Genomic DNA, 19,173 nt, shown 5'->3' with positions numbered 1-19,173 from the left:
TAAAGTAATGGCATTGATCAGGTCTTTCAGCGCGCCCCATTGAATGCACAGTCGGCGTGCGATCAGTCGCGGATATCCAGGAGTTTCTAGTTCCCGATCGACGCTGTACTGTCCATGATATCCATGCCCCGTGCTACGGTTGTTTGCCTCGGCCGATTGAGTAATAGATCAGCCCCGCCTTCTCAACGATGTCCGGATTATAGAGATTTCGTCCGTCGAAGATGACTGGGGACTTGAGGGCGTCTTTCATGCGATTGAAATCGGGGCTGCGGAATGCATTCCATTCGGTGACGATCGCCAGGGCATCGGCGCCGATGAGTGCGTCGTCCGGAGATTCGCACAGGACCAGCCTTGCGTCGTCGCCGTAGATGCGCCGGGTTTCCTGCATCGCCTCGGGATCATAGGCGCGCACGCGGGCGCCGGCGTTCCACAGGGCCTCCAGCAGGACGCGGCTCGGCGCCTCTCGCATGTCGTCGGTATTCGGTTTGAACGCCAGGCCCCACACTGCGAAGACCTTGCCGTCCAGCTTTCCCTTGAAGTGCCTGTCGATCTTGTGGAACAGTGTCTGTTTCTGGCGGTTGTTCACGGATTCGACCGCGTGCAACAGTTCGGCCGTATATCCGATCTGCTGGGCAATGTGCTCCAGCGCCTTGACGTCCTTGGGAAAGCAGGAGCCGCCGTAGCCGACGCCGGGATAGATGAAGTGGTAACCGATGCGCGGGTCGGAGCCGATACCGATGCGCACCTGCTCGATGTCCGCCCCCAGCCGTTCCGCCATGTTCGAAAGCTCGTTCATGAAACTGATCTTGGTCGCGAGCATGGCATTGGCAGCATACTTGGTGAGCTCGGCTGACCGTATGTCCATGCGTATGATGCGCTCATGATTGCGGTTGAAGGGGGCGTACAGCGCACGGAGCAGTTCGGTGGTGCGGGGATTGTCGGTGCCGATGATGATGCGGTCTGGCCGCATAAAGTCGTCGATGGCGGCCCCTTCCTTGAGGAATTCGGGATTGGAAACGACGTCGAACTCGACGGCGGTTCCGCGTACAGTCAATTCCTGCTGTACCGCGTTTTTCACCTTGTCCGCGGTGCCCACCGGCACCGTGGATTTATTGACGATGATCCGGTAGTCGGATATGTGCCGCCCGATGCTGCGGGCGACCTCGAGGACGTACTGCAGGTCCGCCGAACCGTCTTCGCCGGGAGGCGTGCCGACCGCGATGAACTGGAACAGGCCGTGCGCGACGCCTTCTGCGACATCGGTCGTGAATTTGATCCGGCCAGACTTCAGGTTGTGGACGACAAGGTCCTCAAGCCCGGGTTCGAAGATGGGGATCTGTCCTTGTTTGAGCCTGGCGATCTTGTCATGGTCGATGTCGACACACAGCACCTCGTTGCCGACCTCGGCAAGACAGGCGCCGGTAACCAGGCCGACGTAACCGGAACCGAATATGGTGATTTTCATGTGATTATGAGTGACTACCTTGGAGTGTTGAGAACGATGGGTGTTAATTCATTGATGGGCGCTATGATAACTTGACATGTTTGCCTGTACCACCCGACATGGATCTTGAAGTGACCAGGATTTAGCGGCGGCACCAGTCGATACTGCAGCGTGCCTGAACCCGGTTATCTTACTTGCCACCACCGGAAACTCTTTGTTTTATTCCAAAGGCATCACGCTTGAAGATTTCAGTGACTTGTGGTTTTATCTTCTATGTCGTTATTCGGCGACGTGGCAGATAAGTCAGTTAATCCAAACCCCATCCTATCTTGGGCGACGAAGTATTGCATGGTTAATAACTAGTAATACTCGTAATCTTGCACATTAATGGATCGCGCAAATCAATTTCGCACCCGGATCAACCATGTAGGAGAAATTTATAGTTATGAATAATTCATTTTAAACATATAGATATAATAAATTAGCAGTCTGGAATAGTTGTTGCTATAATTCGCGAGTCAAGGAACTGACGCTATATTATCAGGGATGCCATCATTATGTAACTTCGTCCAGATATGCTGTTGTTGTAAATATCGCAACGGATGTTGCCAAACATCCCGATATAGACATATAGAACGAATGAATATCCAAACCATATGTGCTCTAATCTGTATCACATCCCCGCGTTGTATTTTGCCCTCATCACGTGTTAGGAGCATGTTATGAATAGGGCCGAAATGTTTCCTGTGTTGAAAAAGGCATCGGAAGGAAACGTCCGATCCTTCAGGGGGGTGATCCGCAGTCATCATTACGATATCTCCACCCTTTTGCGCTTCATCGACGCCGTATTGGTCGGCGCGACACTGTGGGCGATGATCTGGTTATCTGGCGAGATCGGAGACTACCGTTACACTCTTATTGCCATCCTCTCGATGGGTCTGTTCTTTGTCATCGGCCAATTCATGGACATCTATCGCGTCCGACGCGGTGCATCGCTGTTCCATGAGATGCTGCAGCTCTGCCTGGTGTGGATGGGTGTGTTGCTGGTCCTTCTGCTTGTCGGGTACGCCACAAAAAGTTCGGAAGCATATTCGCGGCGAGTAATTCTATCCTGGATCATCTTGGCCCCGATTGTACTCATCGCCTGGCGAAGCTTTATACATTATGCCTTGGGAGTATTGCGTAGGAACGGTTTTAACACCTGCAAGGTCGCCATTGTTGGCGCGCGTGATCTTGGCGCGGAATTCGCCAGGACGGTGCTTGATTCTAAATGGATGGGGCTAATGCCGGTCGGGTTTTATGATGACAGAAAACCGGCGGGTAGCCGGCCACTCGTTACAGAGCCGATCAAGGTGATCGGGAATCTCGAGACATTGGTCAAGCACGCCCGCGAGGGGAAGATAGACGCTATTTATATCACCTTGCCCATGCGGGCGGAGGAACGGATTAAAAAGCTGCTAGATCAGCTCTCGGACACGACGGTTTCAGTGCATCTTGTGCCTGATTTTTTTGTCTACAACCTGATGAATGCCGGAGTGAGCAACATTGGACAATTCCCCATCGTCAGCATTCACGATACGCCTTTCAACGGTGTGGATGGTTGGATCAAGCGTCTGGAAGACATCGTGTTGACGAGTCTGATCCTGCTGGTGATCAGTGCCCCCATGCTGCTCATTGCCCTGGGCGTCAAGCTGTCGTCGCCCGGTCCGGCGCTCTACAAGCAGAATCGATACGGCCTGCGCGGCAACAAGATCGAGGTGTGGAAATTTCGCACCATGACAGTCTGTGAAAATGAAGGCGAAGTCAGGCAGGCTCAGGTGTCCGACGCGCGTGTCACCGCATTCGGCGCTTTTCTCCGCCGCACCTCGCTTGACGAGCTGCCGCAGTTCATCAATGTACTCCAAGGCAGCATGTCCATCGTCGGGCCGCGTCCCCATGCGGTGGTTCATAACGAGGAATATCGCAAGCTGATCAACGGATATATGCTGCGACACAAGGTGAAACCTGGTATCACCGGGCTGGCCCAGGTCAATGGCTGGCGGGGCGAGACGGATACCTTGGATAAAATGCAAAAGCGTATCGAATATGATTTGGACTATATCAAGAACTGGTCCTTGTTATTGGATCTGAAGATCATATTCTTGACGCTGTTCAAAGGCTTTTCGGGGAAGAATGTCTATTGACAGTGGCTACTGGAGCATCGGCATAGTCTGCAAGGCTTGAAAATTGCCTTGTCCATCCTTCCAGAGGGGGTTGTCACGATGCTTTGGTAGGGTGGTTTGCTCCGCTTTAGCGCATTATCCGCAACCTTTATCCCCCATCCCGTGGCAAATTCCTGCCTATCAACCTATCATCCGCAAATGATGTTTGATCCCGGCGGCAGTGCTACCAACGCTATCTGCTCTATCCTGGCGGTCTAGCTGGCTTATTGGTTGCATTGTAAACGCGGTCACCGACATATTACAGGTAAATGATTATGCTCAATGATCAGGCACACGCTTCACCGCGGGGGTTGTTCGGCGTTTGCCGCGGCTACGTGATCCTCCTCATGATCATCGGTTCCGGCGCAGTATTTGCCCAGGACAAGGGCATGCCAGAACTGGATTATATGATCGGCCCTGATGATGTGCTGGACATCAGTGTCTGGAAGGAAGAGACGCTTCAGCGCAAGGTAGTGGTGAGGCCGGACGGCAAAATATCGTTCCCATTGATCGGTGAGATTCGGGCAGCATCGCATTCGGCTGAGGAGATTCAGAATGAGATCGCACAAAGATTGAAGAAATATATCCCGGATCCTGTTGTTACCGTGGTGATCGATAAGGTTTCCGCCTACAAGATCTACGTGATCGGGGAGGTGAAGAATTCCGGCCAGTACCAGGTGGGCCATTACCTCGATGTCGTTCAGGCGCTGGCCCTGGCGGGAGGACTTACGCCGTATGCCGCAGAAAACAAGATAAAGATCCTGCGGCGGGAGAATAATTTGGTAACGGTTATCCCGTTCGAATACGCGAAAGTCGAGGCGGGAATCGAACTCAAGCAGAACATCATACTGAAGCGCGGCGACGTCGTGATCGTGCCTTGATTGAGGCCTGCTGCACTTTGGTACGTGAAATTTGCAGAAACAACGCCTAGGAATGAATGGTTGTGCGATGGGTGAGAAGGACGATTTAGTTCAATGCGGTCGTTGCAGATTCAGCATTTGCGCTGCGAATCTTGTGCGGATTGCCACGACAGCGATGTGTGCAGTCCTTATCCTCGTATTGCAAACCGGTGTATCGGGGGCGGATGAGTGGTCCCTTACCCCATCGGTGCAGTTACGAAATCAGTATGATGACAATATCTTCCTGAGCGTGGATGACCCTGTTTCCACATGGGGTGGAAGCCTTTCCCCGCTGATTGATCTGCGAAAACGCACGACAACCGGCTTCCTGGGTATCGGCGCGCGTTTGATTTTCAATCGCTATGCCACAGACGAGATCAGAGACACCAACATCCAGTTGCTGACCATCAGCGGTCGCAGTGCTACGCAACTCAGTCGATACAATCTGACCGGATCGTACCGGCGTGATACGACGATCGCGACAGTTTCCGCCGCGCCTGAAGATGACGATGAAGAGGACGGCCAGGCAGTAGACGCGCCTGATGTGGACGCCGGCCTGGTGGAGACCCAGGTCAGGCGGAACAGACTGTCTCTGCGCCCGTCCTGGACATACTCCCTGGCACGGCTGACCTCGCTGAGGCTGTCATATTCCCTTAACAGCACAAACTATTCCGACGATGCCGGCACCTCGTTGGAGGACTATCGGCGTTACCGCATCAGTGCAGCCATAACGCACCGATTGACGCAGGGGGACCAGTTGAGCGTGAACGTGGGCGCTGGGACATACAAGTCGCCTGACAGGGGTTCTGAGACTGATGATTACAGTCTGAGCGTCGGCTTGAGCCATAACTACTCCCCCTTGTTGCGCGGGAATGTGACCGTAGGCGTGCGATCATCGACAACGACGTTCAACGATGTCGAGGACGATTCCACCGGTGGGTCGCTCACGGCCAGCCTAGTGAAAAAATCCACGGAATTGACCACGTACCGCTTCCAGGCGGGGCGCAATCTGTATCCAAGTGGCGCGGGGACGCTTGTGCTCAGCGACCATCTGCAGGCGAGGGTTTTACACCAGATCTCGCCCGTGCTGTCCTTCTCGCTGTTCGCCAATGTTCAGAAGAATAGTTCACCGGATTTCTTCAGCGGGTCGGTCGATCGGCTCTATTACGACATTGAGCCGGGGTTTCGTTATTTGTTGACCCGCTTGTGGAGTATCGACGGTTCCTACCGATATCGATGGCAGGAGTATGAAGATAGGGCGGATTCTGCAGACAGCAACGCGGTATTCGTCGCGATCAACTATGCCTGGCCGCGCCTGGCGGTGTCACGATGAGGGGCGGATAGGTATATGATATCGGGAAATCAACGTGTTGGCGGAATCGCGCATGAACCTGGACTGCTGCGGAAGATGATCTGGGTGGTGTTACATGGATAGACATGGCTTGAATCTGAGCGATTATCTGGCGGTATTGAAGCGCCGGAAGCTGCAGCTGATCGTGCCGACAGCGCTGGTGTTCGTTGCTACCCTTGGCATCGCCTTTGGTCTCCCTCCAGTGTACATCTCGACCGCGACGATCCTGATCGAGCAACAGGATATTCCGCAGGATCTGGTCAGAACCACGGTGACGAGCTATGCCACCGAGCGCATCCAGGTTATCAGCCAGCGTGTGATGACGCGCGATAATCTGCGCACGATCATCGAGAAGTACGATCTTTATCCCGAAGAACAGCGATCCACTGACATCGGCGAGATCATCACGATGATGCGCTCGAACGTCAGCGTGCGCATGGTGAGTGCCGAGGTGGTGGATCCCAAGAGTGGCAGGGCCGGCAAGGCGGCGATAGCCTTCGATCTTTCGTTCGAGAGCAGCAATCCGGAGGCGGCAAAGCAGGTCGTCGACGAGATGGTGTCGCTGTACCTCGAGGAGAATGCCAGGATGCGGTCGCAAATGGCCGCGGACACCTCCGCATTCCTGGCGGAAGAGGCGAATCGCCTGAGTATCCATATCGCCGATCTCGAGGCGCAGCTGGCGGTGCACAAGGAGAAGAACGTTGGACAGTTGCCCCAGTTGATGGCGATGAACATGAACCTGATGGAGCGCACGGAGCGGGAGTTGGAGGAGGTGCAACGCAGTATTTCCGACCTGGAAGAGCGCAAGGTTTACCTGGAATCGCAGTTGACTCAGCTCGAGCCCAACACCGGAGATAGCCCGGAGGGCCGCTTGCGTGCATTGCAAATGGCGTATCTGCGCGCATCCTCCATCTATTCGCCCGATCATCCAGACATCCAGAACATGCGTCGCGAGATCGACACGCTCAAGGCCCAGGTCGGGCATACCGACAGTACAAGCAGCCTTGAACAGCAGTTCCTGAAGGTGCAGGCAGATCTGGCGGCGGCACGCGAGAAATACTCCGAGGACCATCCTGATGTCGTCGCGTTGAAAAGATCCCTCGCGACCCTCGGTAACGAACTGGAGGTTGCTCGCGACACCGGCAACGGGGTTGTCACCAGCGGGTTTCAACCGGACAACCCGGCCTATGTTTCAACCAAGACACAACTCGAATCATTGAAGATCAGCCTCAGCTCGACGCTGGAGCGACGCGACAGATTGAAGGCCAAGCTGGCCGATTATGAAAATCGTATCGTCCAGACGCCGAAGGTAGAGCAGGAAGGACTTGCAATCTCGCGGGAATACGACAACGCGGTGCGCAAGTATCATGAGCTGAAACAGAACCTGCTCGAGGCCCAGGTATCCGAGCAGCTGGAACAGGAGCAGCGTGGTGAAAGGTTTTCCCTGATCGAGCCGGCCTATGTTCCGTCGTCGCCGGACAAGCCAAACCGGCCCGGGATCCTTCTGCTGGGGACAGTTCTGTCTCTGGTGGCCGGGCTGGGGTTCGCGGCGGGTACTGAATATCTGGATGAATCAGTGCGCGGCACCCGGGGAATCACCCAGCTGTTCGGGTCGCCGCCGATCGTGGCCATACCTTATATCAATATCGATGGAGAGGGTACGGCCGCCCTTTCCCAGAACAGGATCATGGTGATTGGTCTGGCTGTGCTGACTGTGCTGGTACTGGGTCTGCTGTTGATGCAGTTCTTCTGGTCCGCGCCGGCCTGACATAACTGGTGGACAGGATGGAAATTTTTCAGCTACGGTCGATAACTAGGCGGAGCGGGCGCTCCCGCCGGATGAATAATTGGGCTAGTGACAAGCGATGTCCATAGACCGGATTACCAAGGCTGTAGAAAAGACGCTGCAGGACCAGCAACGGACGGGTGCTGTCCAGGGAGAGCGCCCGCTGGCGGCTGACGAATCTGTTGATGTTCGCAAGGCGCAGGTATCAAAAGAAATTCTTAAAAAGAACCGGGTCATCCTCGGGGATGATAACAGCGACTATGGCCAGGCCTACAAAGTGCTGCGCACGCGCGTGTGGCACCAGATGCGGGCGAACGGATGGCAATCCCTGGCGGTAACCAGCGCCAATCCAGGGGAAGGCAAGACCCTGACGGCCATCAACCTGGCGATTGGACTGGCCATGATGGAGACCGGGCGGACAGTCGTGCTGGTTGATCTGGACATGCGCCGCCCCTCGGTCCACCGGTATCTGGGATTCCGTCCGGAGTTTGGCGTCAGTGACTTCTTGCTGACTGGCATGCCGCTGCAAAAGATCATGGTCGATATCGGCGTGGAACGCCTCACCGTGCTGCCGGGGTGCGCGTCGTTCGCGAATTCATCCGAGATCCTGTCTTCCGCGAGGATCGTGCATCTGCTGAACGAGATCAAGAAATGCTTTCCGTCGCGCCTCGTCATCGTCGACCTTCCGCCAGTGCTGGTGACGGATGACGTGCTGGTGCTGGCGCCGCATATGAATGCCTTTCTCATGGTCGTCGAAGAGGGTCGCACCCATGCGCGGGATATCCGCAAATCGGTCGACCTGCTGAAGGACGCGAATTTGTTGGGGACGGTGTTGAACAAGACGCCGGAAGCTACCAGCCAGTACTATGGCTACTGAACATAAGCCCGGATTACGCGCGGCGGATTAGAGGTCGAGATCATGTACGAGTCATATTATAAATTCAAAGAAAAACCGTTTTCCCTGCTGCCCGATCCGGGTTTTCTCTTTCTCAGCAAGAACCATCGAATGGCGTTGGCCATGCTGGAGTACGGCCTGTTGAACCAGGCCGGATTCACGGTGATCACCGGCGAGATCGGTTCTGGCAAGACGACGTTGATACGCAAGCTGCTGAACCAGATCGAAAGCGATGAAAATATCACGGTGGGCCTGGTTTCCAACACCCATCGTTCCTTCGGCGAATTGCTGCAATGGATCCTGCTCGCGTTCAAGCTGGAATTTCGCGGCAAGGAAAAGGTTGAGCTGTACCAGACCCTGGCGGAATTCCTCATGCGCGAGCATGAAATGGGCCATCGCACGATCCTGATCATCGACGAGGCGCAGAATCTCGATATTGAATCTCTCGAACAGCTGCGGATGCTGTCCAACATCAACGCAAACAAGGACCAGATCCTCCAGTTGATGCTGATCGGCCAGCCTGGCCTGCGCGACATGCTGCGCCACCCCCATCTGGAGCAGTTTGCCCAGAGGATCGCGGTGGATTTCCACCTGCGGCCCCTTGATCTCCAGGCGACGTGCGAGTACATCCGCCATCGGCTTGTGGTCGCGGGGGGGGATCCCAACCTGTTCGAGGCGGCGGCATGCGTCACCGTGTTCTATTACACGCGCGGCGTGCCCCGGCTGATCAATGTGCTGTGCGATACGGCGCTGGTATGCGGCTTTGCCGACCAGAAACCCCGTATCGACGCCGATCTGATCCATGACGTGGTGCGTGACCGCAACATCGGGGGCATCTTCCCGGTCTGGGGCGCGGAAACGGACGATCACGGGAAGGTGCTCGACATGCACGCTGTAAAGAACAGCGGCCATAGCGGAGCTGAATAGCCGCAGTCTTACGACGTCGGCGCGTGCCCTGTCGCCTCGGGCACTGTCCGCGTCTCGTGAGACTGTGTGCGTGCAATCAGACGCATCCAGACGCCTCACCCGGACCAAATCATCGTGACTAGAAGCAACTTGTAGTTATGGAGTCTTGTTTATGAAGGTTGTCATACTGGCCGGAGGTCTGGGTACGCGCATCAGCGAAGAGACTCAGCTGAAGCCGAAACCGATGGTTGAGGTCGGCGGCAAACCCATTCTCTGGCACATCATGAAGATTTATTCCGCATATGGGATCAATGACTTCATTATATGCTGCGGGTACAAGGGATACGTGATCAAGGAGTATTTCTCCAACTATGTCCTCCATATGTCCGATGTCACTTTCGATCTAAAAAACAACCGGATGGAAATGCACCAGAACGGTACCGATCCCTGGCGGGTCACGCTGGTCGACACGGGCGAGAATACCGGCACTGGGGGCCGGCTCCGGCGTGTCAGGTCATATCTGGACGATGAGGATTTCTGCTTCACCTACGGGGACGGTGTCTGTAGTGTCAATATCACTAGCCTGATTCAGTTCCATCGGCAGCAGGGCCGGCTCGCGACCCTGACGGCGACGCAGATGCCGGGGCGCTTCGGTGCGCTGAACCTGGACGGCCCGCGCGTGCACAAATTCGAGGAAAAACCCAAGGGCGATCGCGGCTGGATCAACGGCGGATATTTTGTGTTGTCGCCCAAGGTGCTCGATTATATCGACGGTGACCATATCTTTTGGGAGAAGGAGCCGATGGAGCGGCTCGCCAGCGACTGCCAGCTGGCGGCCTTCCTGCATGAGGGATACTGGCATCCTATGGATTCACTGAAGGACAAGAACGACCTCGAGGCGCTGTGGGCCTCGGGGCGAGCGCCGTGGAAGGTATGGTAAATGAACCCCGGATTCTGGGAGGGAAAAAGAGTCCTGCTTACGGGCCATACCGGCTTCAAGGGTAGCTGGCTGTCGCTCTGGCTGCAGAAGGCCGGTGCCCGGCTGGTCGGCTATTCCTTGCCGGCCCCGACAGTTCCGAGTCTGTTCGAGGTCGCCCGGGTCGCGGGCGGCATGACCTCCGTGGAAGGAGATATCCGCGACCTGCCGCATCTTGCCGCCGTGCTGCGCCAGCACGAGCCGGAGATTGTCATTCATATGGCAGCACAATCGCTGGTGCGCTATTCCTACGAGCACCCCGTGGAAACCTACATGACGAACGTCATTGGCACGGTCAACGTGTTCGAGGCGGTGCGCGCGATGCCCGGCGTCCGCACGGTACTCAATATCACCAGCGACAAGTGCTACGAAAACCGCGAGTGGCACTGGGGATACCGCGAGAACGAACCGATGGGTGGCTACGACCCGTATTCGAGCAGCAAGGGCTGCGCTGAACTGGTTACCGCCGCTTACCGCAATTCCTATTTCTCCGCGAGCAATCAGCGGGTCGTGCTGGCGAGCGCGCGTGCAGGTAACGTCATCGGTGGCGGCGACTGGGCCAAGGACCGACTGATACCCGATATCGTGCAGGCCTTCATGCAGGGCCGGCCCGCAATCATCCGCAATCCCGTCGCCATTCGTCCGTGGCAGCACGTGCTGGAACCGCTCAACGGCTACCTGACGCTGGTGGAGGCGAGTTACGAGCGTGGGGTTGCCATGGGCGAAGGATGGAACTTCGGTCCGGAGAGTGCCGATGTGCAGCCGGTCGCCTGGATTGTGGAGAGGATGGCCCAGATGTGGGGCGGGGATTCAACTTGGAAGCTTGATCCATCGGAGCAACCGCACGAGGCACGCCATCTGAAACTGGATTGCAGCAAGGCACAGAGCGTGCTCGGCTGGCGGCCGAAGATGACCCTGGCCGAGGGGCTGGCGCGGGTTGTTGACTGGTACCGCGCCTTTCAGAACGGGCAGGATATGCGTGATTACACCATGAACGAGATTGCGGTCTATGAAAAAAAATAACAATGCGGTGCCGACATGCCGGTTCTGTGATGCAGCACTGATCCATACGTTTGTCGACCTGGGTATGTCGCCTCTGTCGAATGCCTACCTGACTGCGGACAAGCTGCGCAGGATGGAGCCGTTCTTTCCCCTGCATGCCCATGTCTGCGGGTCCTGTTTTCTGGTGCAACTGGAGGAGTTCCAGAGCCCCTCCGAGATCTTCACAGACTACGCATATTTTTCCTCGTATTCGGCCAGCTGGCTCGACCATGCGAGGCGGTATGCCCGCGAGATGGTCAATCGATTCGCGATGGACGCGACCTGGCAGGTGGTGGAGATCGCCAGCAACGACGGTTACCTGCTGCGTGATTTCAAGCAGGCCGGTATCCCGGTGCTGGGAATCGAGCCGGCAGAGAACGTCGCCAAGGTAGCGCAGCAGGCCGGCATCCCTACGGTGGTCAAATTTTTCGGGGCCCAGACGGCCATGGGCCTGGTGGCGGACGGTGTGCAGGCCGACCTTCTGGTAGGCAACAATGTCCTCGCGCACGTCCCCGCCCTGAATGATTTTGTCGCCGGGATGAAGACCCTCCTCAGTGCACGCGGCGTCATTACCATGGAGTTTCCGCACCTGATGCGCCTGATGAGCGAGAACCAGTTTGATACCATTTATCACGAACACTTTTCCTATCTCTCCCTGCTCACTGTCGAGAAGGTCTTCGCGCACCACGGCCTGAGGATCTTCGACGTCGCGCAGCTGCCTACCCACGGCGGGTCGCTGCGGATCTACGCCTGCCATTCCGGGAATGGAAATCTGCCCCAGACAGCCGCCGTGGAGGCGCTGCGACGGCAGGAGCAGGGGTACGGCCTGGATCGCATGGAGACCTATACCGCCTTCGGCGAACAGGTCCGCGAGACCAAGCGCAAGCTGCTGGAATTCCTGATCCGCGCCAAACGCGACGGGAAACGGATCGTTGGCTACGGCGCGCCGGCCCAGGGCAGCACCCTGTTGAATTACTGTGGCATCCGCACTGACTTTCTCGACTACACGGTGGACATCAGTCCGCACAAGCAGGGGCTATACCTGCCCGGTACCCGCATCCCGATCTTCGCCCCGGACAAGATCAGCGAGACGCGGCCCGATTATGTGCTGATCCTGCCGTGGAATCTCCGTGAGGAGGTCATGAATCAGATGGCGCAAATCCGTATGTGGGGCGGGCAGTTTCTGGTGCCGATCCCGGAGATCAGGGTCTATCCGTGAAGTTCCGAGAGGCCGCACTCGCCGGGGTGTTCGTCATCCTGCCCGAAAGGAGTGAGGACGAGCGCGGGTATTTCGCCCGCACCTGGTGCCGGCGGGAGTTCGAGGCGCATGGTCTGAGCCCTGCGCTCGTCCAGTGCGGTACCTCCTTCAACCGGCACAGAGGTACTCTGCGCGGGATGCATTATCAGGCGGAACCGCATCAGGAGGTCAAGCTGATTCGTTGCACGCGCGGCGCCATACACGATGTGGTGATCGATCTGCGGCCGGATTCGCCCACACACAGGCATCATGTTGCAGTCAGGCTGTCCGCACAGGATGGCAATCTGCTGTATGTACCGGAGGGCTTCGCCCACGGATTCCAGACCCTGGAAGACGACAGCGAGGTGTTCTACCAGATGTCAGAGTTCTACCATCCCGCGGCGGCGCGCGGCGTCAGATGGGACGATCCGGCATTCGGGATAACCTGGCCGCCCGTGGGACAACGCATACTGTCCGAACGCGACCGAAGCTGGCCGGATTACAGGGATTGAACCCGACAACAGGTCGTTCTTCTGCACGTCCGGCATACCGAGATGAAGAGTTGATGATGACAGGCGGAGTGACAAGCGGGAATCTCCTGAGCCCCGGGCTGGGCGAGCTCATGCATGGGCTGGTCCGCGAGTTGTATCCGATCTGCCGCAGCATCACCGGAGAGGGCGTGCGCCGGACGCTCGCACGGGTGCGCGATCATATCGCCCTCGAGGTGCGCGAAGTGCCGTCGGGAACCCGTGTATTCGACTGGACGGTACCGGAGGAGTGGAATATACGTGATGCGTACATCAAGAATGAAGCTGGCGAGCGCCTCGTCGACTTCAGGGCGTGTAATCTCCATGTCGTAAGTTACAGCGAACCGGTCCAGCGGACGATGTCGCTGGCCGAGTTGCGCCCGCACCTCATCACGCTGCCCGACCAGCCCGATCTGGTGCCTTACCGGACCTCCTATTACAACCGTACCTGGGGGTTCTGCCTGAGTCAGCGACAGCTCGACGCACTGCCCGACGGGCAGTACAAGGTGTGCATCGACTCCGGCTTCTCGCAGGGTCATCTGACGTACGGGGAGTACGTTGTTCCGGGCATGAGCGACGACGAGATCCTGATTTCCTGCCACATCTGCCATCCCTCGCTCGCCAACGACAACCTGTCCGGCATCGCGCTGGCGACATTCCTCGCCCGGCACCTCGCCACCACGGAACATCGATACACCTACCGCTTCCTGTTCATCCCGGGGACGATCGGCTCCATTACCTGGCTTGCGCACAACGAAGACAGGGCCAATCACATCAGACATGGCCTGGTCCTGTCCTGCGTCGGCGACGCCGGCGGACCGACCTACAAGCGCAGCAGGCGTGGAAACGCCGCGGTTGATCGTGCGGTGGAGCACGTGCTGAAACACTGCGGACGGCAGGCCGTGATCGAGGATTTCTCCCCTTACGGCTACGACGAGCGGCAGTACTGTTCCCCGGCATTCGACCTGCCGGTCGGCCTGTTCGAGCGCAGTCAGTACGGCAAGTTCCCCGAATACCACAACTCGGCCGACAATCTCGACTTCGTTCGCGCCGAGTACCTCGAGGAGTCGTATCGTATGGTGGCCGGGGTGCTGGAGATCCTGGAGAACGATGGATCTTTCCTCAATATCCTGCCGAAGTGCGAGCCGCAGCTGGGCAAGCGGGGATTATACAGCGCGATCGGTGGCGACAAGGACGCCGCCCGCAAGCAGATGGCGATGCTCTGGATCCTGAACCAGTCCGACGGCGCGCATTCAATGCTCGACATTGCAGAACGGGCAAATATCCCGTTCGCCAGCATTCTTGAAACGGCGAGGCTGCTGGAGGAGAAAGGCCTGCTTAGCCGGGCCTGATAACTATCAAGGTTGCCGGCCGAACGATTTCGGCAGTAATACCTCGGAAACAAACCGGTCGTAATCCACCGCAAAACGCTCCCGGGTGTGCGTCGCGCGCGCGCGCGTCCAGGCGTTTCTTGCCATCTGCTGCAGTTTGTCTGCGGGTAGATTCGAGAATCCTTTGACCGCATCCATGATGCCTGCCACGCTGGTATCTCGCAGCAGAACACCGCACTCATCGTCCAGGTCCACGCTCGCCTCGCGACTGAGCAGAGGCACGATGCCGGCGTGCATGCACGTGATGGCGCTGCCGCCGCCGCCTTCCGCGCAGCTCGGGTAGACGAGCCCGGCGCACTGCGCGGTGATCTCGCGGAACCGGTGGCCGTTTACGTCGACCCATCCCTCGGCATGGATGTTCCGGGTCTCGTACAGCTCCCGGCGATAGATGGCGACGAATTCCTTCTCCTCATCGAGCGGGCCGCAGACCGTCAGATGGTGGTCCGGCATGCGCGCGAAGGCCTCCAGCACCAGATCCAGGCCCTTGTGGACGAACCCGCTGCTGCCGAACCAGAGATAGTTCTTTCTGCATTGTTCGAAATCCTTGGCAGGATCCCAGTCGTAGACGGCGGTGGTGGAGATGGGGATGCGGAAAATCGGCGTGCCGGCGTAGTGGTAAGTATCTATCGTGTAGTCGTTGCCCAGCACGGTTGCCAGATGGGCGTGCTCGATGGCAAGATTGGCCTCGATCAGCTTGATGCTGTTCTTCAGGCCCGTGTGGCGCCTGTTTTTCAGATCCAGCAGGCGCGCATAGGCGGAACAGTTGCTGGTGATCCAGTGGGCCGTGTCCAGGTGGGCGACGATGACGCAGTCCCGGTTCAGGCTGCGGGCGATCCGCTCGAGCTGGGTGCGCGCGGCGATGAAGTAGTTGTAGCGCTTCTGCGGGACAAACGTGGAGTTCATGTAGCTGACGACATCGACCGCGTAGCCGTGGTTCAGAAACGTCTGCGCGATCTGGAATGATTCCCAGTGATGGGTGTGGCTGTCAGAGATCGGCACCGCCGGCCCGCGCAGAAACGGGTCGATCACATAGGAGAGCAGGACGTTGCCGAGCGGTTTCCCGGCCGGGAGGAGTGAAACCACGGCCCGGTTGGCGGCCTGCGGCTGCCTGCCCAAGGCAGTCTTTATCCTGTGGGTGATCCGGCGCAGCATTGTATGCTCCGATGCAATAGATTAGTGTCGCGCAAGCAGCCTGCGCAACGAGCGTGCAATTCCACCGCCTGCAGCGTATGCATTGGGGAAATCCGTCTTGAGCATGTTGACGGGAAAGATATGGCCGTGTGCGAGGCCGCCGGTGCCGAGTGCGGAATCAGGCATGAGAGATTCCTCACTGAACCATTGATAATCGTTATACCAGGTCCAGCATCCGTGCTTCTTGTAGAGATCACGCAAAGTGTGCGCCAGCTCGACGTTCGTTGGCAGAGTGGTGTAGTCGCTGGTAAATCCGGAAACATGCTCAAGCATCAAGAGCACGGATTTCTGGCTGCAATAATTGGAAAACCAGAGCTCGAAGCCGAGCTGTTCCTGTAGCGTCTTCAGGACCCGATAAACCTGGATATGATCCTCGTGGCCGTACTCGCCCCAGGGATTGTGGGTGAAGACGGTGCGGTAACCCGTCAGCATCGGTGCCAGCAATTTCGTCAGTTTGTGAAAGTTGTCTTCGTATCTTGCGCGCACCTCGCTGTCCCGCGCGATGTGAATGCCGTGGTGGTCGAGCTGTGGCCGCTCCCAGTTTGCAGTGTTGAACGACAACGCCTCCTCCAGGCCCAGATTGATGACATTGCGTAGCGGATACTCCCTCAACAGCAGGGCCCGGCCCGGACCCAGCCGGGGCGCTGCCGCGCAGTCCTGGAAGCAGAAGACGATCCGGTCAACACGCTCGAGGACCGAACTCAGCCAAAGTGCTTCATCGTCGGGGTGGGCGACAATGAGGATTGAAGGGGCGTGGATGGAGGTGGTGGCGCTGGTCATGTCGGCCGGGAGGTCCATTCCTGTGCACTGCGCCGCGGAATAGATCCGCGCCGGGGCGTCTATCTTCGGCTCTTCGCTGGGTGGTACTTATTGCTCGGCGGTCTCGTCGTAGATCAGAAACTGCGGAGAGATCATATCCGATCCGGCTTCCTTTTCAGCAGGAAGCGCTTGTTGATCGATTCCTCCGGTGACATCGTAATAATGGCGTCAATCGAGACCGTAGTGTCATCCAGCGCGCTGTATTTCGTAATCGTGTAATGGGCCTGCCCGTAGGTTTGGATGAGGTGCCCGGGGTAGGCAGGGTTGTCCAGCAGTCTGGACCGCTTCGCGAGCAGCTCTCCGCCCATCAAAGACCGCAAGGCCGCTGTGTCTCCTTGGGTCAGGGCACTGAAGTACCTGAGCAACACGGTTCCGGCTTCGGACTCTATTGCGCTCATGCTGGCAGCCGGGGCAGCCAATATGGTCGGAAGAAACAGGCATGCAGTGAGTGAAAGAATGATAGTTCGGATGCGGTGCATGGACGTTATCTCCTAGTTTTCGACCACGATCACTACGTAATTAGCCAAGGCGCCGTTGCTCCCGGTCGCCATGTTGCCGCCGAGCGTCACTGTGCCCGCTGTATAAACGCGGCTGTACAGGTTCAGCGTCGGCGCGAGCAAGTCACTGGTGCCCACTGTCAGGCCGGTCATCGTATAGGCGCTCATCCAGTTCGGAAGACTTGTCGCTCCTGCGTCGTATGCGATATAAACCGTGACCGGGCGATCGACGGTGAAACTGAGATAACCGGTCGAGGCGTTACCGACATCGGCATCGGCAGTCATGATCCAGCGGCCGTTGTTGAGGATCGACGGGATGCTCGTCAGGGTATAGGCCTTGTCGACGTAATAGAAGTCACCGTTTTCCAGCAGATTCTGCTTTAAGTAGGGTGCCGTGGTCGATGTGGAAAGGTTGTCGAGCACGAAAGGCAAGGGTAACGCCGAGCCGGGATTCAAGGCGTTGTGCCACAGGTAGCTCATCACCTTGTGTCCTAGGGAATTGGGGTGCCAGACGTCATAGAAGAGACTGAAGCGGTTCGAGCCCGAGCCGAGGAAATAATTGTAGAAGTTGGGGCCGGGCTGGCGGTTGCTCAGTTCGCTGTTGATCACGGAATGATACGGCAGAATGTAGCTTGTGTTCCTGCTGGCCGTGGCAGGGTCGGTAAACGGGGCCGAGGTACCGAAGATCGGTGGCGGCAGGGCGACATAGACCGTGTAACCGGCCGTGGTCAGGGTATCGATGAGGGATTGCATATTTCCCTTATAGGTACCGTTGCATGCGGTTCCCGTGCAGCCGAGGCCGCTCGGGATGCTGGCAAGGGCGTCGTTGGTGCCCAACTGCAGCAGCACCTGATTGGCGCCCGGGTGCCGGGCCAGGATCGAGTTGATGCGGGTGAAGGCGGTGTCGGCGGATTCGTCGCCGCCGATGCCCTCGTTGTAGATGAGAACCGGCATCGGCAACGAGTTTTCCAGCATCTCGGCCAGCTCGCTTACATAACCCTGGAAACCGACGATCCGGGCAGTTTCATTGTCGGCATCGTATTTGTCACCCTCGCCGTTGGTTATGCTGTCGCCGAGGGCGAGGATATATCGACCCTGTGTTCCGATCAGGGTGTTGGTATCCCGCGTCAGCTCTGTAGTGGCGGCGTCGCGCAGGATTGCCTCGACAGTGTGCTCGCCGCCTTGGGGTACGCCGGCGAAGGTCGCGAGATAGGGCGCTGCTGTATCCAGGATGGAGCTCGTGCCGTCCAGCAGGAACTCGACACCGCCGCCCGCCGGCACGCTGGTGGCGATGGCGGAAGTGACAAGCACTCCAGTAGGCGTGACGCTCGCCGTGGCCGGAGTGTTAAGCACGACCGCGGGTACTGTGGAGGGCGAGCCGATGCTCATGTTGTCGAACGAGGATTTATCCTGGGCATAGAGTGCGACGGTACCGGAGGCAAGGCTGGTGTCCTGGACCGCGAAGAGCGGTTCATTGTTGAGCCAAACCTGGATCTGGCTGCCGTTGACCTCGATGGTAAAACTCAACAGCTCGCCGAAAAGATAACCGCGTGCGTTTACGGCGAGCGGACTGAACGTCCCGGATACCTTTTTCTCCAGGCGCGTGAATCCATAGCGTGAATTCATCGACAGGCGATAGTAATTGTTGTTGTTCTGGTAGCGGAACATGATGCCGATATCGTCGGCCTGCCCGGCTGAGAGATAGAGGGCATCGACACTGAAGCGATAGTTGTAGAGGCCCGTCCCGGGCGTATAGAAGGCGTAGGTGCCCTTGTGATAACTCTGGTCGAACGCGCCGGGACGCGTCTCGACGCCGTTTTGTTCCTGCAGCGCGCCGCCGATGATCGCCCATGAGGAGGTTTTCGTGCTGTCGTCCACGATCGTCCAGTTGCCGGCGCCGTTATTGAAGTTTTCCGTCAGCGGGAGCGGTCCGGGGTCCGGGTGCGTCACCAGCGTGGCGGCCATGAGGGTGATGTTTCCGCCGAGGCCGTAGTCGGTGACGATGGTGTAGG

16 protein-coding genes are annotated in these 19,173 nt (G+C 57.6%); 11 read left to right on the top strand and 5 right to left on the bottom strand.

Annotated features, from left to right (window positions below; all coding sequences use genetic code 11):
- Positions 1-133: 133 nt before the first annotated feature.
- Entirely contained in the window at positions 134-1,465 is a 1,332-nt protein-coding gene (locus IPK65_00565) for a UDP-glucose/GDP-mannose dehydrogenase family protein (protein MBK8161680.1), read from the bottom strand.
- 716 nt (positions 1,466-2,181) lie between these two features.
- On the opposite strand from IPK65_00565, the gene IPK65_00560 reads away from it, so the two are divergent.
- From IPK65_00560 to IPK65_00510, 11 genes are all read left to right on the top strand, one after another.
- The gene (locus IPK65_00560) at positions 2,182-3,627 is read left to right on the top strand and encodes an undecaprenyl-phosphate glucose phosphotransferase (protein ID MBK8161679.1); all 1,446 of its coding nucleotides are present in this window, start codon (positions 2,182-2,184) and stop codon (positions 3,625-3,627) included.
- 287 nt (positions 3,628-3,914) lie between these two features.
- Entirely contained in the window at positions 3,915-4,526 is a 612-nt protein-coding gene (locus tag IPK65_00555) for a polysaccharide biosynthesis/export family protein (GenBank protein ID MBK8161678.1), read from the top strand.
- 67 nt (positions 4,527-4,593) lie between these two features.
- Complete coding sequence (locus IPK65_00550; GenBank protein ID MBK8161677.1) at positions 4,594-5,877, top strand: outer membrane beta-barrel protein; 1,284 nt, start codon at positions 4,594-4,596, stop codon at positions 5,875-5,877.
- Positions 5,878-5,986: 109 nt separating this feature from the next.
- Positions 5,987-7,663, top strand: coding sequence for a lipopolysaccharide biosynthesis protein (locus tag IPK65_00545; GenBank protein MBK8161676.1), 1,677 nt, complete (start codon positions 5,987-5,989; stop codon positions 7,661-7,663).
- Between the two features lie 97 nt (positions 7,664-7,760).
- Complete coding sequence (locus IPK65_00540; GenBank protein ID MBK8161675.1) at positions 7,761-8,558, top strand: CpsD/CapB family tyrosine-protein kinase; 798 nt, start codon at positions 7,761-7,763, stop codon at positions 8,556-8,558.
- A 42-nt stretch (positions 8,559-8,600) separates the two neighbouring features.
- Positions 8,601-9,503 (top strand): AAA family ATPase, encoded by a 903-nt coding sequence (locus IPK65_00535; GenBank protein ID MBK8161674.1) that lies wholly within the window; start codon positions 8,601-8,603, stop codon positions 9,501-9,503.
- Between the two features lie 151 nt (positions 9,504-9,654).
- A complete protein-coding gene (gene rfbF, locus IPK65_00530) occupies positions 9,655-10,422 on the top strand; it encodes a glucose-1-phosphate cytidylyltransferase (protein ID MBK8161673.1) in 768 nt (255 codons plus the stop codon).
- Positions 10,423-11,481: a CDP-glucose 4,6-dehydratase gene (gene rfbG, locus IPK65_00525; GenBank protein MBK8161672.1), complete on the top strand. Its 1,059-nt coding sequence runs from the start codon at positions 10,423-10,425 to the stop codon at positions 11,479-11,481.
- On the top strand, positions 11,468-12,718 hold the full coding sequence (locus IPK65_00520) for a methyltransferase domain-containing protein (protein MBK8161671.1): 1,251 nt from the start codon (positions 11,468-11,470) through the stop codon (positions 12,716-12,718). The genes rfbG and IPK65_00520 overlap by 14 nt, the downstream gene beginning before the upstream one ends.
- Positions 12,715-13,248 (top strand): dTDP-4-dehydrorhamnose 3,5-epimerase, encoded by a 534-nt coding sequence (rfbC, locus tag IPK65_00515; protein MBK8161670.1) that lies wholly within the window; start codon positions 12,715-12,717, stop codon positions 13,246-13,248. Before IPK65_00520 ends, rfbC begins: the two co-directional genes overlap by 4 nt.
- Positions 13,249-13,304: 56 nt before the next feature.
- The gene (locus IPK65_00510; protein MBK8161669.1) at positions 13,305-14,615 is read left to right on the top strand and encodes a DUF4910 domain-containing protein; all 1,311 of its coding nucleotides are present in this window, start codon (positions 13,305-13,307) and stop codon (positions 14,613-14,615) included.
- Between the two features lie 6 nt (positions 14,616-14,621).
- Here the strand turns inward: IPK65_00510 and IPK65_00505 are convergent, their stop codons facing one another.
- From IPK65_00505 to IPK65_00490, 4 genes are all read right to left on the bottom strand, one after another.
- Positions 14,622-15,806, bottom strand: coding sequence for a glycosyltransferase (locus IPK65_00505; GenBank protein ID MBK8161668.1), 1,185 nt, complete (start codon positions 15,804-15,806; stop codon positions 14,622-14,624).
- Between the two features lie 21 nt (positions 15,807-15,827).
- A complete protein-coding gene (locus IPK65_00500; GenBank protein MBK8161667.1) occupies positions 15,828-16,625 on the bottom strand; it encodes a PIG-L family deacetylase in 798 nt (265 codons plus the stop codon).
- A gap of 131 nt (positions 16,626-16,756) precedes the next feature.
- Positions 16,757-17,143 (bottom strand): hypothetical protein, encoded by a 387-nt coding sequence (locus IPK65_00495; GenBank protein MBK8161666.1) that lies wholly within the window; start codon positions 17,141-17,143, stop codon positions 16,757-16,759.
- Between the two features lie 12 nt (positions 17,144-17,155).
- Complete coding sequence (locus IPK65_00490) at positions 17,156-19,126, bottom strand: SGNH/GDSL hydrolase family protein (GenBank protein MBK8161665.1); 1,971 nt, start codon at positions 19,124-19,126, stop codon at positions 17,156-17,158.
- Between the last annotated feature and the right edge of the window lie 47 nt (positions 19,127-19,173).

It is taken from the genome of Gammaproteobacteria bacterium (assembly GCA_016712635.1).
Taxonomy (GTDB): domain Bacteria; phylum Pseudomonadota; class Gammaproteobacteria; order SZUA-140; family SZUA-140; genus JADJWH01.
Note: the sequence above shows the minus strand (reverse complement) of the source record. Positions and strands in the feature narration are given on the sequence as shown.

What these genes read in the sequence shown, in the direction of transcription:
- IPK65_00565 (MBK8161680.1), bottom strand. Translation starts at nt 1,465, where the DNA reads ATGAAAATCACCATATTCGGTTCCGGTTACGTCGGCCTGGTTACCGGC.
- IPK65_00560 (MBK8161679.1), top strand. Translation starts at nt 2,182, where the DNA reads ATGTTTCCTGTGTTGAAAAAGGCATCGGAAGGAAACGTCCGATCCTTC.
- IPK65_00555 (MBK8161678.1), top strand. Translation starts at nt 3,915, where the DNA reads ATGATTATGCTCAATGATCAGGCACACGCTTCACCGCGGGGGTTGTTC.
- IPK65_00550 (MBK8161677.1), top strand. Translation starts at nt 4,594, where the DNA reads ATGGGTGAGAAGGACGATTTAGTTCAATGCGGTCGTTGCAGATTCAGC.
- IPK65_00540 (MBK8161675.1), top strand. Translation starts at nt 7,761, where the DNA reads ATGTCCATAGACCGGATTACCAAGGCTGTAGAAAAGACGCTGCAGGAC.
- IPK65_00535 (MBK8161674.1), top strand. Translation starts at nt 8,601, where the DNA reads ATGTACGAGTCATATTATAAATTCAAAGAAAAACCGTTTTCCCTGCTG.
- rfbF (MBK8161673.1), top strand. Translation starts at nt 9,655, where the DNA reads ATGAAGGTTGTCATACTGGCCGGAGGTCTGGGTACGCGCATCAGCGAA.
- rfbG (MBK8161672.1), top strand. Translation starts at nt 10,423, where the DNA reads ATGAACCCCGGATTCTGGGAGGGAAAAAGAGTCCTGCTTACGGGCCAT.
- IPK65_00520 (MBK8161671.1), top strand. Translation starts at nt 11,468, where the DNA reads ATGAAAAAAAATAACAATGCGGTGCCGACATGCCGGTTCTGTGATGCA.
- IPK65_00510 (MBK8161669.1), top strand. Translation starts at nt 13,305, where the DNA reads ATGACAGGCGGAGTGACAAGCGGGAATCTCCTGAGCCCCGGGCTGGGC.
- IPK65_00505 (MBK8161668.1), bottom strand. Translation starts at nt 15,806, where the DNA reads ATGCTGCGCCGGATCACCCACAGGATAAAGACTGCCTTGGGCAGGCAG.
- IPK65_00500 (MBK8161667.1), bottom strand. Translation starts at nt 16,625, where the DNA reads ATGACCAGCGCCACCACCTCCATCCACGCCCCTTCAATCCTCATTGTC.
- IPK65_00495 (MBK8161666.1), bottom strand. Translation starts at nt 17,143, where the DNA reads ATGCACCGCATCCGAACTATCATTCTTTCACTCACTGCATGCCTGTTT.
- IPK65_00490 (MBK8161665.1), bottom strand. Translation starts at nt 19,126, where the DNA reads ATGGCCGCCACGCTGGTGACGCACCCGGACCCCGGACCGCTCCCGCTG.